19 protein-coding genes and 1 pseudogene are annotated in these 15774 nt (G+C 66.3%); 10 read left to right on the top strand and 10 right to left on the bottom strand.

Annotation, left to right across the window (positions count from 1 at the left end; genetic code table 11):
- Positions 1–158 (bottom strand): annotated as a pseudogene (locus tag G3N61_RS06925) (polyamine ABC transporter ATP-binding protein); the annotation flags it as partial.
- Here G3N61_RS06925 and G3N61_RS06920 point away from each other — a divergent pair.
- Positions 136–498: a hypothetical protein gene (locus G3N61_RS06920; protein WP_205821937.1), complete on the top strand. Its 363-nt coding sequence runs from the start codon at positions 136–138 to the stop codon at positions 496–498. The pseudogene G3N61_RS06925 and the gene G3N61_RS06920 sit on opposite strands and share 23 nt — an antisense overlap.
- A 162-nt stretch (positions 499–660) precedes the next feature.
- Here G3N61_RS06920 and G3N61_RS06915 read toward each other — a convergent pair whose 3' ends face one another.
- From G3N61_RS06915 to G3N61_RS06905, 3 genes are all read right to left on the bottom strand, one after another.
- Positions 661–1128, bottom strand: a complete 468-nt coding sequence (locus G3N61_RS06915) for a nucleoside deaminase (RefSeq protein WP_043178747.1) — start codon at positions 1126–1128, stop codon at positions 661–663.
- 106 nt (positions 1129–1234) lie between these two features.
- Entirely contained in the window at positions 1235–1705 is a 471-nt protein-coding gene (cynS, locus tag G3N61_RS06910) for a cyanase (RefSeq protein WP_014900458.1), read from the bottom strand.
- Positions 1706–1735: 30 nt separating this feature from the next.
- Positions 1736–2395, bottom strand: a complete 660-nt coding sequence (locus G3N61_RS06905; protein ID WP_043178750.1) for a carbonic anhydrase — start codon at positions 2393–2395, stop codon at positions 1736–1738.
- A gap of 113 nt (positions 2396–2508) precedes the next feature.
- On the opposite strand from G3N61_RS06905, the gene cynR reads away from it, so the two are divergent.
- A complete protein-coding gene (gene cynR, locus G3N61_RS06900; protein WP_089453849.1) occupies positions 2509–3405 on the top strand; it encodes a transcriptional regulator CynR in 897 nt (298 codons plus the stop codon).
- An 85-nt stretch (positions 3406–3490) separates the two neighbouring features.
- A complete protein-coding gene (locus G3N61_RS06895) occupies positions 3491–3946 on the top strand; it encodes a DUF3304 domain-containing protein (RefSeq protein WP_179258846.1) in 456 nt (151 codons plus the stop codon).
- Positions 3947–4014: 68 nt separating this feature from the next.
- On the opposite strand, the gene G3N61_RS06890 is transcribed toward G3N61_RS06895, so the two are convergent.
- From G3N61_RS06890 to G3N61_RS06880, 3 genes are all read right to left on the bottom strand, one after another.
- Entirely contained in the window at positions 4015–4218 is a 204-nt protein-coding gene (locus G3N61_RS06890; protein ID WP_089453850.1) for a hypothetical protein, read from the bottom strand.
- 34 nt (positions 4219–4252) lie between these two features.
- Positions 4253–5572 (bottom strand): DUF3422 domain-containing protein, encoded by a 1320-nt coding sequence (locus tag G3N61_RS06885; RefSeq protein ID WP_089453851.1) that lies wholly within the window; start codon positions 5570–5572, stop codon positions 4253–4255.
- Positions 5573–5750: 178 nt separating this feature from the next.
- Positions 5751–6803, bottom strand: coding sequence for an RNA-guided endonuclease TnpB family protein (locus G3N61_RS06880; protein ID WP_205821934.1), 1053 nt, complete (start codon positions 6801–6803; stop codon positions 5751–5753).
- A gap of 119 nt (positions 6804–6922) precedes the next feature.
- Between G3N61_RS06880 and G3N61_RS06875 the strand changes: the two genes are divergently transcribed.
- A complete protein-coding gene (locus G3N61_RS06875) occupies positions 6923–7798 on the top strand; it encodes a LysR family transcriptional regulator (RefSeq protein WP_006485479.1) in 876 nt (291 codons plus the stop codon).
- Here the strand turns inward: G3N61_RS06875 and G3N61_RS06870 are convergent, their stop codons facing one another.
- The 3 genes from G3N61_RS06870 to G3N61_RS06860 form a co-directional block, all read right to left on the bottom strand.
- A complete protein-coding gene (locus G3N61_RS06870; protein ID WP_205821933.1) occupies positions 7799–8359 on the bottom strand; it encodes a hypothetical protein in 561 nt (186 codons plus the stop codon). It abuts the gene before it with no gap.
- A gap of 141 nt (positions 8360–8500) precedes the next feature.
- Positions 8501–8851 carry a hypothetical protein gene (locus G3N61_RS06865; protein WP_043178762.1) on the bottom strand — a complete coding sequence of 117 codons (351 nt, stop codon included), beginning with the start codon at positions 8849–8851 and terminating at the stop codon, positions 8501–8503.
- Between the two features lie 310 nt (positions 8852–9161).
- Positions 9162–10079, bottom strand: a complete 918-nt coding sequence (locus G3N61_RS06860) for a LysR substrate-binding domain-containing protein (RefSeq protein WP_205821932.1) — start codon at positions 10077–10079, stop codon at positions 9162–9164.
- 326 nt (positions 10080–10405) lie between these two features.
- Between G3N61_RS06860 and fae the strand changes: the two genes are divergently transcribed.
- The 6 genes from fae to G3N61_RS06830 all read left to right on the top strand — a co-directional run bounded on the left by fae (position 10406) and on the right by G3N61_RS06830 (position 15651).
- Positions 10406–10930 carry a formaldehyde-activating enzyme gene (fae, locus tag G3N61_RS06855; protein WP_043178765.1) on the top strand — a complete coding sequence of 175 codons (525 nt, stop codon included), beginning with the start codon at positions 10406–10408 and terminating at the stop codon, positions 10928–10930.
- 48 nt (positions 10931–10978) lie between these two features.
- Entirely contained in the window at positions 10979–12001 is a 1023-nt protein-coding gene (locus tag G3N61_RS06850) for an aldo/keto reductase (RefSeq protein WP_205821931.1), read from the top strand.
- Positions 12002–12032: 31 nt separating this feature from the next.
- Positions 12033–13484, top strand: a complete 1452-nt coding sequence (locus G3N61_RS06845; protein ID WP_205821930.1) for an NAD-dependent succinate-semialdehyde dehydrogenase — start codon at positions 12033–12035, stop codon at positions 13482–13484.
- Between the two features lie 263 nt (positions 13485–13747).
- Complete coding sequence (locus G3N61_RS06840) at positions 13748–14467, top strand: hypothetical protein (RefSeq protein WP_205821929.1); 720 nt, start codon at positions 13748–13750, stop codon at positions 14465–14467.
- Between the two features lie 75 nt (positions 14468–14542).
- Positions 14543–15301 carry a hypothetical protein gene (locus G3N61_RS06835; RefSeq protein ID WP_205821928.1) on the top strand — a complete coding sequence of 253 codons (759 nt, stop codon included), beginning with the start codon at positions 14543–14545 and terminating at the stop codon, positions 15299–15301.
- Positions 15298–15651 carry a hypothetical protein gene (locus tag G3N61_RS06830; protein ID WP_205821927.1) on the top strand — a complete coding sequence of 118 codons (354 nt, stop codon included), beginning with the start codon at positions 15298–15300 and terminating at the stop codon, positions 15649–15651. Before G3N61_RS06835 ends, G3N61_RS06830 begins: the two co-directional genes overlap by 4 nt.
- Positions 15652–15774 lie beyond the last annotated feature (123 nt).

Genomic DNA, 15774 nt, shown 5'->3' with positions numbered 1-15774 from the left:
CCGCAGCCCGAGCTGCCGAGCAGCGCGAACAGCTCGTTCTTGGCGATCGTCAGGTTCACGTTGTCGACGGCCGTGCTGTCGCCGAATTTCTTCACGACGTTTTCGATGCGCACGAACGCGTCGTTCGGCTTGAGCATGTCCGTCGCCGGGCGATGCATCGCATCAGGTGTACTGAATGAATCCCGTTTCATGATGGTCCGTTTTAAGCAGGTCAGCGAATCTCAGGCGTCAGGCGCAACCGGTCGGGCGGTCGCGCGGTGCGGGCGGAGAGGGATCGAGCGATTCCTCGTCCGGAACGAATGGCGCAACGAAACAGATGTGGGGGAACGCACGGCGATCGACGGCAATCAGTCGCGACCGGCCGGGGTCGCCGCGCTGGCTGTCATCATGATTTCATCGGTTTTCATCGGGCTTTCCGCACGTTTCTGTCGTCTCCAGTGCGAATTTTTAAACCCGTCAAAAACCTTTTGGATCGCGGATTTCCGTTCCGGACATTGAACGGGATCGATGTTTGGGAGGGTGGAAAAACGGGGACACGAGCCGGCCCCGAGCAGCAGCGCGGGCGCCCGGCGGCACGGGCGCCGCCGGGTAAAACGGAGGGTGGGGAAAACGAGCAGCCGGGCGGCTGCCACGCGCGGCCGATGCGCCGCGCGGATCACGTCACTTCGCGTTCAGTTCCTTCCAGCGCCGGTAGACGTTGATCGCATCGCCGTGCTTCTGCTGCACCATCGGCAACCGGCGTTCGTCGATCGGCTTCGCATATTCGGCATAGAACGTGTCGAGCTCGAAATACTGGCGGTCGTCGCGGTAGAACGGCGCGTAATCCTCGCGCGTCGTGATGTAGATCACGCGCTTCGGGCTGCAGTAGTACAGCGAGCCGAGGCACATCGGGCACGGGCTCGCGAGAATGTAGATCTCGCAGTCGGTCAGGTGCTCGGTGCCGAGCTTGCGGCACGCGTCGCGCACCGCGAGGATCTCGGCGTGCGCGGTCGGGTCGCTCGTCTGCGCGACGAGGTTCGGGCTCTCCGCGACGACCTCGCCGTCGCGGACGATCACCGTCGCGAACGGGCGGCCGCCCTCTTCCACGTTCTTCATCGCAAGATCGATCGTGCGTTTCACAAAATCCATGGCTGCGTCCTCGTTGAAACGGAATGGCGGACCGTGCGCCGGCCGGCAGCCGACGCACGTCGGGCAGGACCCTGCGCGGCACCGCTGCCGCGGCGCCGCACGGGCGTCAGAACGGCTTGGTCGGCAGGTACTTGCCGTCGAGCGTGATCACCGCGCGCGACCCGCCTTCGGGATCGTCGACCTTCTTCACGTCGAGCCGGAAATTGATCGCGCTGATGATGCCGTCGCCGAACTTCTCGTGCACGAGTGCCTTCAGCGTCGTGCCGTACACCTGCAGCATTTCGTAGAAGCGGTAAATGGTCGGGTCGGTCGGCACGCGATCGTCGATGCTGCCGCGCAGCGGGATCGTCTGCAGCAGCAGCACCGCGTCGTCGTCGAGGCCGAGCTTGTCGGCGACGCTGCGCGCCGCGTCCGCCGGCAGCGCATGCTGGCCGAGCAGTGCGGCCGTCACGAACGCTTCGCTCAGGCCCGTGCCTTCGGTGAGCTGCGCGAACGACAGGTTCTTGCGCGCCTTCGCGAGCACGACGGTCTCGGCAAGCGCGTGGCGGGCAGTCTGACTGTGCTGGGACTGGATCATGGCAATTCCTCGTGGTGGGGTGGGAGCAATTCAGGCCGCGACGGGGAGCGTCGCGGGCGTCGCGCGGACCTCGGGATGGTCCGCTAGGGAGACGAACCGGCCGGTCGCGCCGTCATGGGCGTCGATGCAGCCCGATTCGATGTCGTAGACCCAGCCGTGCAGCGCGAGCCGCCCTTCTTCTAGCGCGAGCCGCACGGCAGGGTGCGTCTTCAGGTTGGCCAGTTGCGCGACGACGTTCTCGCGCACCATCGAGTCGATCCGCTCGCGTTCGCTGCGATGCGTGCGCGCCTCGTTCACGACGCGCGCGGAATCGGCATAGCGCAGCCAGTGGCCGACGGCCGGCATGTGGTCCATGCACTGGCAGGTGGCAATCGCGGTCATCGCGCCGCAATCGGAATGGCCGCAGATCACGACGTCGGTCACGCGCAGCGCGGCCACCGCGTATTCGACCGACGCCGACACGCCGCCCGGCTCGGGGCCATATGACGGCACGATGTTGCCGGCATTGCGAATCACGAACAGGTCGCCCGGTTCGCGCTGCGTGACGAGTTCGGGCACGAGCCGGCTGTCCGAGCACGAGATGAACAGCGCCCGCGGATTCTGGCTGCGCGCGAGATCGCGGAACAGCGCGGCGCGCGCCGGATACGCATCGCGCTGGAACTTCAGGAAGCCTTCGATGATGTCCTTCATCGCGTGTTCTCCGGTGCGGGTGAAATCGATGAAGGGCAGGTTACGCCGCACTTCCAATAACGTAAAAGACTGATTTATGATCCACCGGATAAGCAGGACTTATAGGAACCGCCATGCTGCTGCGCCATATCCACTACTTCCTGGCCGTCGCCGAGCATCGCAGCTTCACGCGCGCGGCCGCCGCGCTGCATGTGTCGCAGCCCGCGCTGTCCCAGCAGATTCGCCAGCTCGAGGAAACGCTCGGCGCGCAACTGTTCGACCGTACCGGGCGCGTGACGCGGCTGACCGACGCCGGCGACGTGTATTTCCGCTATGCGCGGCAGGCGCTGCACGATCTCGCGGAAGGCCGGCGCGCGATTCACGACGTGCAGGATCTGAGCCGCGGGGCGCTGCGGATCGCGGTCACGCCGACCTTCACGAGCTATCTCGTCGGGCCGCTCGTCGAGGCGTTTCACGGCCGCTACCCGGACGTGTCGCTGTCGGTGCGCGAGATGTCGCAGGAGCGCATCGAGGCGCTGCTCGTCGACGACGAGCTCGATGTCGGGATCGCGTTCGACGAGGTGCAGACGGCGGATATCGAAGCGCAAACGTTGCTGGTCGAAACGCTCGCGCTCGTCGTGAGCCGCCGGCATGCGCTCGCCGCGAAACGCAAGGCCGGCCTGCGCGCGCTGCACGATGCGCCGCTCGTGCTGCTGACGGCCGAGTTCGCGACACGCGTGCAGATCGACCGCTATTTCCGCGAGCACGACGTGCGCCCGCGCGTGTTGATGGAGGCCAATTCGCTGGGGGCGGTGATCGAGATCGTGCGCCGCACGAATCTCGCGACGCTGCTGCCCGCGACGATCGCGACCGGGCACGACGATCTCGTCGCCATCGCGCTCGATCCGGCCGTCCTGCGGCGCACGGCCGTGCTGCTGCAGCGCAAGGGCGCGTACCGGAGCGCGGCCGCGCGCGCGTTCGTCGAACTGGCGTTGGCCCACGGGGCGGGGCCGGTCAGGCGCGCGCGATGACCTCGGCCGCCGGGGCGCGCGTCACGCGCCCGGGCACCGCCAGCAACCGTTCGTCACAAACGATTCGAATCACGGGAACATCGACATGTCGAACCTGATACGCCGCATGACGCTCAACCCGCTTGCCATCGCAACGCTGCTGGTCGGTGCAGCCTGGTGGGTCCATGCACAGACGCGCGCCGACGGCCCGTATCGGGTCGTGGGATTCAACTACACCGATCGTGGCGTCTACAGCTTCGTGGTCGACGGCTTCGGCGCCGGCAGCGTGCACGCGCGCCAGTTTGGCGGCGGGGGCGGCACCGTGTGCTGCATGAGCGTGCCGCGTGGCAAGAAGACCTGGCACGTGAGGATCACGTACGATCTGACACCCGACGAAGACGCCCGGAACCAGGCGCCTGAAGTCATCGAAACCGACGTCGCCGTGCCGGCATTGCCGAACCGGCACGACGGCTATATCGAGTTTCATTTCCTGCCCGGCCGCCAGATCGAGGCCCGATGGGTCGCGTACCCGACGATGCCGCGCATGCACGCCAGCGATTGACCGGGCAGCGGCAGCGTGCGGACGCCGCTCGGCCGGGCAGGATACGCGCCCGGCGTTGCGTCAGTTCATCAGTTGTACCCGAGAATCGCCACTGCCGCGACGTCCGGCCGATCGGTCGTATTCCCGACGAGCGACGTCATCGGTTCCTGCAGCACAGCCTGATACGACGTCACGCGCGGCGCTTCCGGCGCGCCCGGCTCATCCAGTGCCGGTTCGTCGAACGCGGCATCGAAACCGCTGTAAAACCCCGGTTGGGTCTGCGAAAAAGTCATCTCCACTCCTTTACCTGATCATGTTTTTGATGTTCTAACCAACCTGCTTCAATACCGCCGCCTGCACCGGCGTGCCGTCGTGCGCGGCCTCCGATCGCGCCAGCTGCGCGCGCGTGCGCCGCGTGATGTGAATCACCGCGAACACGACCGGCGCGATCAGCAGGCCCTCCGCCAGTTCGGGATCGACCGGCAGGTTCATCACGTGCAGCGCCTTGAACGCCGCCGTCGCGAGCGACAGCACGTAGTACGAAATGGCCGCCACCGACAGCCCTTCGACCGCGTGCTGCAGATGAAGCTGATTGCGCGCGGTGCGCTCCATGCCCGCCAGCAGGCGTGTCACGTCCTTTTCCTGCGCGAGATTCACGCGCGTGCGCAGCAGGTCGACCGCCCGCGCGATCCGCGCGGCGATCTGCTCGTGGCGCGCCCATACGCTGCGGCAGGTTTCCATCGCCGGCGCGAAGCGCCGCTCCATGAATTCGGCGATCGTCGGCATCCCTTCGATACGCTCCTCGCGCAGCTCGTGGATACGCGCCAGCACGAGCTTTTCGTACGCACGCGACGCGCTGAAGCGCGCGCCCGATCCCGACAGCGATTCGACCCGCACCGCGAGATGCGTGAGCTTGACGAGCAGTGCCGTGTCGTCGCCGTCGGCCCCGCTCGCGTCCATCCGCTGCATCAGCGTGTGCAGCGCCGCGTGGATCTCGTCGAGCTCGCGGCTCATCCGGCGCGCGACGGGCAACGCCAGCAGCGCCATCATCCGGTAGGTTTCGATTTCATACAGGCGCTGCAGCAGCCGGCCGCCCTGCTCCTCGCGGAAATCCTCGTCGACGACGAGAAAACGCATGAAGCCGTCGTCGCGCACATGCCAGTCGCAGAACACCTTGCCGCCGCCGAGCACGTTGCTGCCGACGAGCGCGGGGCCGTCGATCCAGCGGCGCAGGTCGCCGCAGACGAGCCGCGCGGCATCGCCCGTCAGCAGCTCCATGCGCACCGCGACGAAGCGGATGCCGGCCAGCCGCGCGAACCACGCGGCCGGTATGCCTTCGATCGCGAGATCGTCGAAATAACCGGTGTCGCGACGCGGTGCGACGAACGTGAAGGTCGAGAATTCGGTGTGGCGTTCCCACTTCAGGTGCCAGCCGCTCGGCGACTGCACCGCGTAGTGCGTCGCGCCTTCGTGCGGCGCGGCAATGCCGGTATCGCGGCACAGCGCGTGCAGCAGCGTTTCGTGGATGTCGGGCTGGCCGTCCGCGTAGATCGCGTAATGCGTGAGCGACACGGCTTCGGCGAGCCGCAGGAACGGCCGGGCATGCAATTCCGCGGCCAGTGCGGCGCGCAACGGATGGTCCATCATCGATACCCCACGCTTTCCTGTTCAGTGCTGCACGCCGGATCGACCGGCCGGAGCGCCGCGCCGCCCTCGGGCGAAACGTCAGCGTGAGCTCACTATGGCAGACACACAGCAACAATAAAAACGCATAATGCTGATCGTTACGTTCAGTTTTCCTGATACCCTTGACGTCCCCCTCCGGCTAAAGGCGGAGGATTCCCACATCTGGCGATGCACGTCCGCATCGGAGAATGTTCAGCGCAGCGTTGGTATCTCGATCATGCTCGACACCACAGTCACTGCAGGTCCACTCTCTTATTCTCAGTCCCGCGATGCCTTTCGGCCGCGTCGTGCTGTCTTTCGATCCGCACGCCGAACAGGACTGGGTAGAACCGCTTTCGTCGACTTCCTCGAACGTGGCCCCGTGCGCGATCGCCTTGTAGCGGAGCTTGCTGCGGAAGGACGACCAGGATGCGTCGTAAACGCTTCTCGCCATCCTAGTTCTGGCGAGCTTGGCAGCCGACACGTTGCCGACCGCGAGGTAATCGAAGCGCCGCACCAGATTGAGCGCGAGCTTGTGCTGGAAATCGGCTCGGGCATTCGCCACCTTCGCGTGCAGCTTCGCGATATGCCGTTTGTGTTTTCGCGCGCGTTGGGCTTTCGCCAGCTTTTCGGCCGCACGCTGACCATACCGGTCGTTAGGCAACTTTTCGCCGGTCGAAAGTGTGGCGAAGTCTTTCAGGCCGAGATCGATACCAACACCGGAACGGACCGGGCGGGCCCGAACATCGGGCATCTCGATCGCGATGTTGAGAAACCAGTTGCCGCGCGCATCCTGAGCAAAGTTGGTTCCATCCTTGATCTTGCCTTCGGGAAGCGGTCTGCTGTTGAACACGCGAAACGTGTTACCGGCGAAACGGAACGCGTCACCCTCGCGCTTCAGGTCACGGCCCTTCAGCGGCACCCAGCCCAGCGATTTCCTGCCGCGATAGCGCAGGTAGGGCCGACGGTGCTGGCTGCGCGACTTCGCATATTGCTCGCACGTCGCGTTGATCGTGCCGGAGTGGATGCCGAGTGCCTTGCTGCTCCCCGTCGTCAGCACGTTCAAGTCGAAACCCGTCGGCCACTTCTTGCTCCACTTGAGCGCGTGCTTCTGCGTGTCATTGCAGAAGTTCCAGACGTAGTTCACCGCACGGCTCTGCTTGTTGAGCAGTCCGTTGAGCGACTTCACGCGGTAGCGGTAGACAAGGATCATGCAGGTGATCCTAACTCGTGGAAGAAGCTGCCTGTCAACTGCGCTCCTTTCCTTCCCGCCATCCGCCCCGAAGGAAGTCCCCTTGGGGGAAATGGCGGGGTCTCTCGGAGTAAATTCTGATGAAGATGCTCGATCACGACGTGCTGGCCACCGTCGTCGCCGTCGCGGAGACCGGCAACATGACCCGCGCCGCCGAGGCCGTGAACCGCTCGCAGTCGGCCGTGAGCATGCAGATCAAGAGCCTGGAAGACGCGATCGGCCGGCCGCTGTTCGTGCGCAAGCCGCGCAGCATCGTGCTGACGCGCGAGGGCGAGGTGCTGCTGGGATTCGCCAGACGAATGCTGGCGCTGCGCGACGAGGCGTGGGCGGCCGTGGTGCGGCCGGAAGTGACCGGCAAGGTCGTGATCGGTGTGCCGGACGACTATGCGTCGTCGCTGCTGCCGTCGGTCCTGAAGAAATTCTCGGCGACCTACCCGAAGGTCGAGATCCAGGTGATGGGGCTGCCGAGCAGCGCGCTCGCGCCGCTGATCAAGGAAGGCACGGTCGACCTCGTCTGCGGCACGCGGATCAAGGGGCTGTCCGGCGACTTCATCCGCCACGAGCCGATGGCGTGGGCCGCGATGACGAACGGGCCGCGCGTGTGGGAAGAGCGGCCGCTGCCGATCGCGGTGTTCATGCCGGGCAGCGTCGCCCGCGAGAACGCGATCCGCAGCCTCGAACGGGCGAAGGTGCCGTACCGCACCTCCTATGAAAGCCCGAGCCTGCTCGGGCTGCTCAGCATGGTCGAGGCCGGCCTCGCGGTCGCGCCGCTCGCGCGCTGCGCGATTCCCGCGCAACTGTCGATGCTCGGCCGCTCGCACGGGCTGCCCGACCTGCCGCCGCTCGAGCTGATCCTCGCGCGCAGCACGAAATCGAAGCGGCCGCCGTGCGACTTTCTCGCGGAACAGCTGATGGAGGACCTGCAGCGCCAGACCGGGCAGACCGGCGACGCGTGATCAGCGCGTCGCGCCGAATCCGGCCGCGCCGAGCGCCGCGTTGACGTTCGCGGCCACCGCATCGACGAGCGCCTCCAGCGTATCGCCGCGCACCTGCGTACGCTCCGGTGCGACGTGCTCCGTGCGTTGCCAGCCCCACTGCGCGCCCGACGCGACCGACAGCGTCGCGCCGAAGCGGTTGCCGTGGCGGCGGCCGAAGGTGCTCACGCGTCGCTCGGCCACGTAGTCCTGTTCAGGCAGACACAGCCGGATCTCGACCGCGACCTGATCGCGATCGTTGACGCGCGCGGCCGGGCTCACCGTCGGCGCGAACACCTTGCCGATCCGCCAGGTCACGCAGGTCTCCCAGGCCGCGAGCGGCCCGCCGTCCGCATCGACCCGCTCGGTGTCGACCGACCACTGATGCCCGTCGGGCACGACGATCGCCTGATGCAACAGCACTTCGGCCACGCGCACCGTCGTCACGAGCTGACGCGCGAGTTGCTGGCCCGACGGCAGCGACGCCGTCCGGACGCGACGGCTGGCCGGCCGCGCGACAGAAATTTCTTCCGTGAGGTACATGAATGCTCCGTATTCAGGATCGGCGCCGCGCGCGATGCGACGCGCGCCTGTCCGCCACCTGTTCGCGGCCGGCGCGGCGACTGGCGCCCCGACCGCGAATCACCCGCGCCATCGGCGAGCGGGCACCCGCCCGCCTCCGCGTTACCGCGCCTTCGGCCCGACGCGCAACCAGCGCGCGACCGGCCCGATCACCGCATCGGCCTGCTGCGCAATCAGCATGTGCAGCGTGAAATCCAGGTCTTCCGGCGCAATGTCGAAGTGCACGTGAACCACGTCCCGCACGGCGCGCGCGCTGACGACGTACACGCCGAGCGGGGAATGCAGCAGCGCCGCGAGCCGGGCGTGCGCGCGTTCGCCGGAATCGGCCGTCAGCGTGACGGGCAACTGCAGGCGCGGGCGTGGCGGCGGGAACGGAATGACGTTGCTGGGTGCGCCGGCGCGCAACCGGCGGCCGGCGACATCGAAGGCGGGAACGGGATGAATGAAGGTCATGGAGCGGACGGAAGCCGTCTCGGCTGTTCGACACATCCCCAGCTTAGAAGAGACCGCATAAACGTCGTGCAAAAAAACGGCGCGGCGGTGCAAAAAACGGCATGCGGGGCGCAACGCGGCGCCGACTGGCGGATGGCGGCTCGCGGCTCGCGGCTGACGGCTGACGGCTGACGGCTGACGGCTGACGGCTGACGGCTGACGGCTGACGGCTGGCGGCTGGCGGCTGGCGGCTCGCCCTGCGGTCGTCATGCGCGCGCGGTAATCGCGCACCACGACTCGCGCCAGCCGTGCATGCGCCCCGGCAGCCCCGCTACGCGAACGCCTCGAGCGACGCGCGCCGCCGCTCGTCGACCATCGATTCGATCAGCGACACGAGATCGTCGGTCAGCGGATCGCAGATGCCCGGCGAACGATGCAGTTCGAGATCGGCCGCCGGCAGCGGCGGCAGCCCGTCCGTCTCGTCGAGCACGCGCCAGTTCTCGGGCAGCGTGCAGCGGTCGATCATCGTCACGGCCGCGCCGTGGTTCACCGCGATCTTGATGCCGGTCGGGCTCTGGCTCGTGTAGACGACGTGATACGGCCGCTCGGCCGTCGCGAGCGCCTGCAGCCCGCGCTGCCGGTAGCAGCACGTCTCCGGAAACAGCGCGAGCGGCACCGACGCCTGCGGGCCGAGCACGAAGTCCTGGTGCGCGGCCCACACGACGTCGTGACGGCCAAGCAGCCGCCCGCCCGCGTTCGGCCCGTGCCGCACGACGAGCGCGACGTCGAGCTCCCCGGCCTGCAGCCGTTCGAGCAATTCGAGCGACGTGCGGCAATGCACGTGAAAGCGCGCGCCCGGCCGCATCGCATAGAACGATTTCAGCAGGTCGGGCAGCCACAGCTCCGCGTAATCCTCGGGCAGCCCGAAGCGCACGACGCCACGGTCGCTGCTCGCCTGCTTCAGCGCGAGGATCGCGTCGTTCTGCACCTGGATGATCCGGCGCGCGTGGATCAGGAAGTTCTCGCCGTCGCGCGACAGTTCGAGCCGCCGGCTGTTGCGCATGAACAGGTGCGTGTCGAGCCGCTCCTCGAGCGTACGGATGCGCAGGCTGATCGTCGATTGCGTGCGATGCAGTTGCCGGGCCGCCGCGGTGAAGCCGCCGCTCTCGACCACCGCGACGAATGCCCGGATCAGCTCCGGATCGAGCGAACTGAGCTTCGACCAATCGGGCCTTTGAATGGCAGCCATCGGAATTACTCGCTTTCGAAAAAAGAAGGGAAGACGAAAGATAGGGCTCGGAGTACGCCGATTGTTGTCCAGATGCGCCCGGCCCTCCAACCCCTGCCCGGGTATGACAAACCCGGAGCCGGTACGCGAATGCCCACCCGCCGATCCCGCCCCGCGCGCCGTCACGAGCACGGCCGAGGCCCGCCCGGCGGGCATTCGCGTGCCGGATTCAGGGCTTTCCCGGAGACGACGAAAACTCATAGCCCGATCAGAAAACATCGATTCACCGGCCGCGCCACGGCCAACCACAATCGCCTCACACCCAACCTCATCGACGAGACACCGCAATGACCGCATCCCAACCCAGGCAGCTTTACATCGGCGAAGGCTTCGAAGGCCCCGGCGTCAACCTCGCGCACATCAACGTGCTGGTCGGCCCGCGCAACGGCCCGGCCGGTCAGGCGTTCGCCACCGCGCTCGCGACGCCGTCGGCCGGCCATGCGCCGTTCGTCGTGATCGCGCAGCCGGGCGTACCGACCAAGCCGCTCACGCTGTACGTGAACAAGGCGCAGATCGCCAGCGATTTCCACGGCAATGCCACGTGGGGCGCATCGCAGGCCGGCATCGCGAAGGCCGTGGCGGAAGCGCTCGAGAACGGCACGCTGCCGCCCGAAGCGGAGAACGACTGGGTCGTCGTGTCGGCGAACTGGGTGAACCCGCAAACCGACGATCTCGACGCCGTGTTCGAGAACAACTACCGCGCGTGCCGCAACGCGATCGTCGCCGCGATGGAAGGGCTGCCGCATCGCGACGCGGTGTTCGCCGCCGCGCGCGACGTGTCGAACCCGTTCTACACCCCGAAGAAAATCTGACGACGACAAGTGGCCGACGCGCGACGGACGGCCGCACCTGGAGGAAACATGGAATACGTCCGCCTCGGCCAGTCCGGCCTGAAGGTGTCCCGCCTGTGTCTCGGCACGATGAACATGGGCACCCCCGAATGGAAGCCCTGGATCTTCGATGAAGCGCAAAGCGAACCGATCGTGCGCCGTGCGCTCGACGCCGGCGTGAACTTCATCGATCTCGCGGATTTTTATTCGACCGGCGTCGGCGAGGAATTGGTAGGCCGCATCCTGAAGCGCAACGCGCGTCGTGAAGAACTCGTCGTGACGACCAAGGTCGGCTACGACATGGGCAGCTATCCGAACGCGGGCGGCCATTCGCGCAAGCACGTGCTCGACGGCATCGACGGATCGCTGAAGCGCCTCGGCATGGATTACGTCGACATCTTCATGCTGCACTTCTTCGACGTGAACACGCCCGTCGAGGAAACGATGAGCACGCTGCACGACATCGTGCGCGCGGGCAAGGCGCGCTATATCGGCGTATCGACGATGTACACGTGGCAGTTCGCGAAGATCATGCAGGCCTGCGAACGAAACGGCTGGGACAAGCCGATCAACATGCAGCTGCAGCTGAACCTCGCGTATCGCGAGGAAGAGCGCGAGATGGTGCCGTACTGCATCGACCAGGGCGTCGGCGTGTCGGTGTTCAGCCCGCTTGCGCGCGGCCTGCTCACCTGCGAGCCGCAATCGACGCGCAACCAGACCGACTTCTTCACCGCGCAGATGTACGGCGATGCGTCGTCGCTCGCGATTGCCGCATCGGTCGCGAAGGTCGCGAAGCGCCGCGGCGTGCCGCCCGCGCAGATCGCACAGGCGTGGGTGCTGAGCCGCCCCGGCGTCGCGAGCATGCTGGTCGGCGCGGATTCCGTCGCGCAGTTCGACAGCGCGCTCGGCGCGCTCGAGACGCACCTCACCGAAGAAGAGCTGCACGAGCTGGAACGCAACTACACGCCGTGCGACCTGATCAACGACTACACGGCCGGCAAGCGCATCGCGCGCGAGTCGCGTCCGGCGCAGGGCAGTTTCGCGGCGGACTGAATCGAAGTGAAGCACTGAAGGAACGAACACGATGAGCGAATTTCTGAGGACCGGCCATTACATCGGCGGCGAATGGCACGAAGCGCACGGCGCGAGCGACGCGACCTACGCGGTGCTGAATCCGGCGACCGGCGAAACCATCGCGAAGGTGGCGAAGGGCGGCGCCGACGATGCGCAGCGCGCGATCGACGCCGCCGCGCACGCGTTTCCGGCATGGCGCGCGCTGACTGCCAAGGAACGCGGCGCCCGCGTGAAGCGCTGGGGCGAGTTGATGCTCGAACATCGCGATGCGCTCGCCGAGCTGCTGACGCGCGAGCAAGGCAAGCCGCTCGCGGAAGCGCGCGGCGAAGTCGCGTATGCGGCAAGCTTTCTCGAATGGTTCGCGGAAGAAGCGAAGCGCATGTACGGCGACGTGATCCCGAGCCCGAAACCGAATACGCAGATCGTCGTCACGCGCGAACCGGTCGGCGTGGTCGCGGCGATCACGCCGTGGAATTTCCCGCTCGCGATGATCACGCGCAAGGCCGGCCCCGCGCTCGCGGCCGGCTGCACGATGGTGCTGAAGCCGTCCGAGGAAACGCCGTTGTCGGCGTTCGCGCTCGCAGTACTCGCCGAGCGTGCGGGCGTGCCGGCCGGCGTGTTCAACGTCGTGTCGGGCGATGCGGTGGCAATCGGCGAGGCGCTCACGCATTCGTCCGTCGTGCGCAAGCTGTCGTTCACGGGCTCGACGCGGGTCGGCAAGCTGCTCGCGAAGCAGTCGGCCGATACGCTGAAGAAGCTGTCGCTCGAACTCGGCGGCAATGCGCCGTTCATCGTGTTCGACGATGCCGATCTCGATGCGGCGGTCGAAGGCGCGATCGCGTCGAAGTTCCGCAATACCGGCCAGACCTGCGTATGCGTGAACCGCTTCCTCGTGCAGGATGGCGTGTACGACGCGTTCACGCGCAAGCTCGCGGACGCCGTGCGCAAGCTGCGCGTCGGCAACGCGCTCGCGGGTGAAGTCGACCAGGGGCCGCTGATCAACGAGGCGGCGCTCGGCAAGGTCGAGCGGCACGTGGCCGACGCCACCGCGAAGGGCGCGCACGCGCTCACCGGCGGCAAGCGTCACGCGCTCGGCGGCACGTTCTACGAACCGACCGTGCTGACCGGCATGACGGCCGACATGCTGATCGCCGAAGAGGAAACCTTCGGCCCCATTGCCGGCTGCTTCCGCTTCACGACCGAGGAAGAGGCCGTGGCCGCGGCCAACGACACGCCGTTCGGGCTGTCCGCGTATTTCTACACGCGCGACCTCGGCCGTGCGTGGCGCGTGTCGGGTGCGCTGGAGAGCGGGATGGTCGGCGTCAACGACGGGATCATCTCGACCGAAGTCGCGCCGTTCGGCGGCGTCAAGCAGTCGGGGCTCGGCCGCGAAGGCTCGAAGTACGGCCTCGACGAATACGTGGAACTCAAGTACACGCTGATGGCCGGCCTCGGCCGCTGACCGCTCCCCGCGGTCGATCCGCGCCGCGCGCCGCTGCGCGCGATTCGAAAGAACCCGGCCGTGGCCGGGTTCTTTCATTCCGAACGCGATGCGATGCGCATCGTTCGTTCAGAACAGGATCGACGCGAATGCGTTCGAAGGGCCGATCGGGCGGATGGACGGAATCGGATGCGTGTCGAACCGGCTGCCCGGCGCCGGCATTCATCCAGTTTTCGCCTTCACTCGTGTAGCCTTACCGGACCCTCACCGTGCGGACACCGATCATGATTGAAAACATCGTCACGCCACAACCTAGCCTGAAGGTCTACCCGCCCGACGCCGACGTCTTTGCCGAGCCCGACGTCGCACTCGCGCGCCACCTGCATCCGCTCGTGTCGATCGACCTGTCGGCGGTCAATCCGTCGTGGGAGGGCTGGATCCACCTGCTCAGCCCCATCGAACCTTATGACGGGCTCGTCGGGCAGGACACGGCCGCGTACCACAACGACTATCTGCGCGCGAACTGGATCGCATTCCGGCTCGACGACGACAACCGCTACACGCTGCTCGGCGACCCGCGCTACTTCTATCTGGAAAACCCGCCCGGCGCGCATGACGCGGGCTATCGCGAGGAACTGGAGGCGCACTACGCGGAGCAACAGGCCAGCATCGAAACCGCGCGCCAACGGTTCGCCGAATACGGCGTGCTCTACTCGTCCAACCAGTACGCGCCGGACGAGCGCGATTTCAGCCAGGAAGAACCGTGCAACCTGATCGACCAGCTCGGCGGAACGGTCGGCTGGGGCAACTGGTCGGGCACGTCCGATTTTCCGATCGACGACAGCGATCCCGACAACATCCGGCCGATCGGCCCCGACGGTGCGCGCTTTCGCTTCGTCGCCAGCGTCACCGGCTGGGAATACCGCGCGATGGGTGCGGACTCGATTCTCTTGTTTTACGAACCGGTCAGCCGCGTGGCGCTGCTGACGTTCGACTGGTCGTAAGGCGAGCGGGACGGGCGATCGCGCCGTCTCGCGATTGGCCGTTTGGCGGACTCTGCCCGCGGGATTCGCGTCGATATGCTGGGGGCTTTCCATTCATCGCCGGAAGCCATGCCCGCTCAACCTGTCGATCTCAGTCATGTCCTGCCGTACGAGACGACGTACTTCGACGATCGGCTCGAGGTCAATCGAAACGATCTGGATATCGCCGCGTTTCTTGGTGTGAACAGCGACGTCCCCGACGAACTGCTCGTTTCGTTGTGCGGAGCGCCTGCCGGATCGGCCATTCAAGCCTATCTCGACAGCAGAGGCCAGTTGACCTTCTCGGTCACGAATCCCACCTGGATCCGATCCGAAAACCGCGTATCGGTCCGTCGAGAATCGGACACATCCCTACTCGAACTCATGACAATCGATCTCGTCGATCACGCAGTCGCGGGATTCGGCGCGGCGATGCTGTGGCGGATCGTCAGGGCGTCTGATAAGTTGGGCATCACCCGAATCATTGCATTCGCAGCGGGGGGCCGAAAGGCAGCGCCAAAACCGGGCGGCCGCCGGCTATTCGGGTATTACGCGTGGCCACGGTTCGGTTTCGACGCGCCCATTCCCGACAAGTGCGGTGATGAAGCGGCACTGTTCCAGTATTTCCAGGGGCACCCGGTCGGTCTTGCCGACGGATCGCTCCGGTCGCTGCGTGCGCTCTATGCGACGCGATTCGGCCGAGATTTCTGGCGCGTAGCGGGATCACATCGCTGGATGACATTCGACGTCACACCGCACGGCAGGTCCGTGCAGGCGCTGCAAAGATACTTGATCGAAAAGGGGATTTACGAATGAATGCAAAGCACGCGCCGATTGCCGGATTCCGGATCACGCGCCCCACGGCGAAGCGCGGCCGGCAGGCGATCCGGCATCGTCTCGCCCTCAGCGCCGAAGCCAGGCACCTCCTCGATGCGCTCGTCACAACCGAACTCCATCACAGCCTGGCGCGCGTCATGCGCAAGTCCGCCGTCGGGCACGATACGCGGCCGGCCGACATGCCGGTATCCCCGCCGCGACGCGCCGTCTTCAACGTCGGGCGTATCGATCTCTCGAAGTGCCAGATGCCTGTCGAAACGATCGCCGACATAGAATTCTGGGGGCGCCGGGAAACACTCATGCACTTCGGGCACGACCCCGACCGATAGCCGGCAACGACAAGAAGAAACCGCATGGCCCGGGCCGTCAACGATCGTGACTATCGCCGTTCCCGGTAACGATCGTTGACAGATGCCACCACCGCGAGAACAGCAGGGACAAGTGCGGACGGA

It is taken from the genome of Burkholderia sp. Ac-20349, assembly GCF_017104865.1.
GTDB lineage: Bacteria > Pseudomonadota > Gammaproteobacteria > Burkholderiales > Burkholderiaceae > Burkholderia > Burkholderia aenigmatica.
Note: the sequence above shows the minus strand (reverse complement) of the source record. Positions and strands in the feature narration are given on the sequence as shown.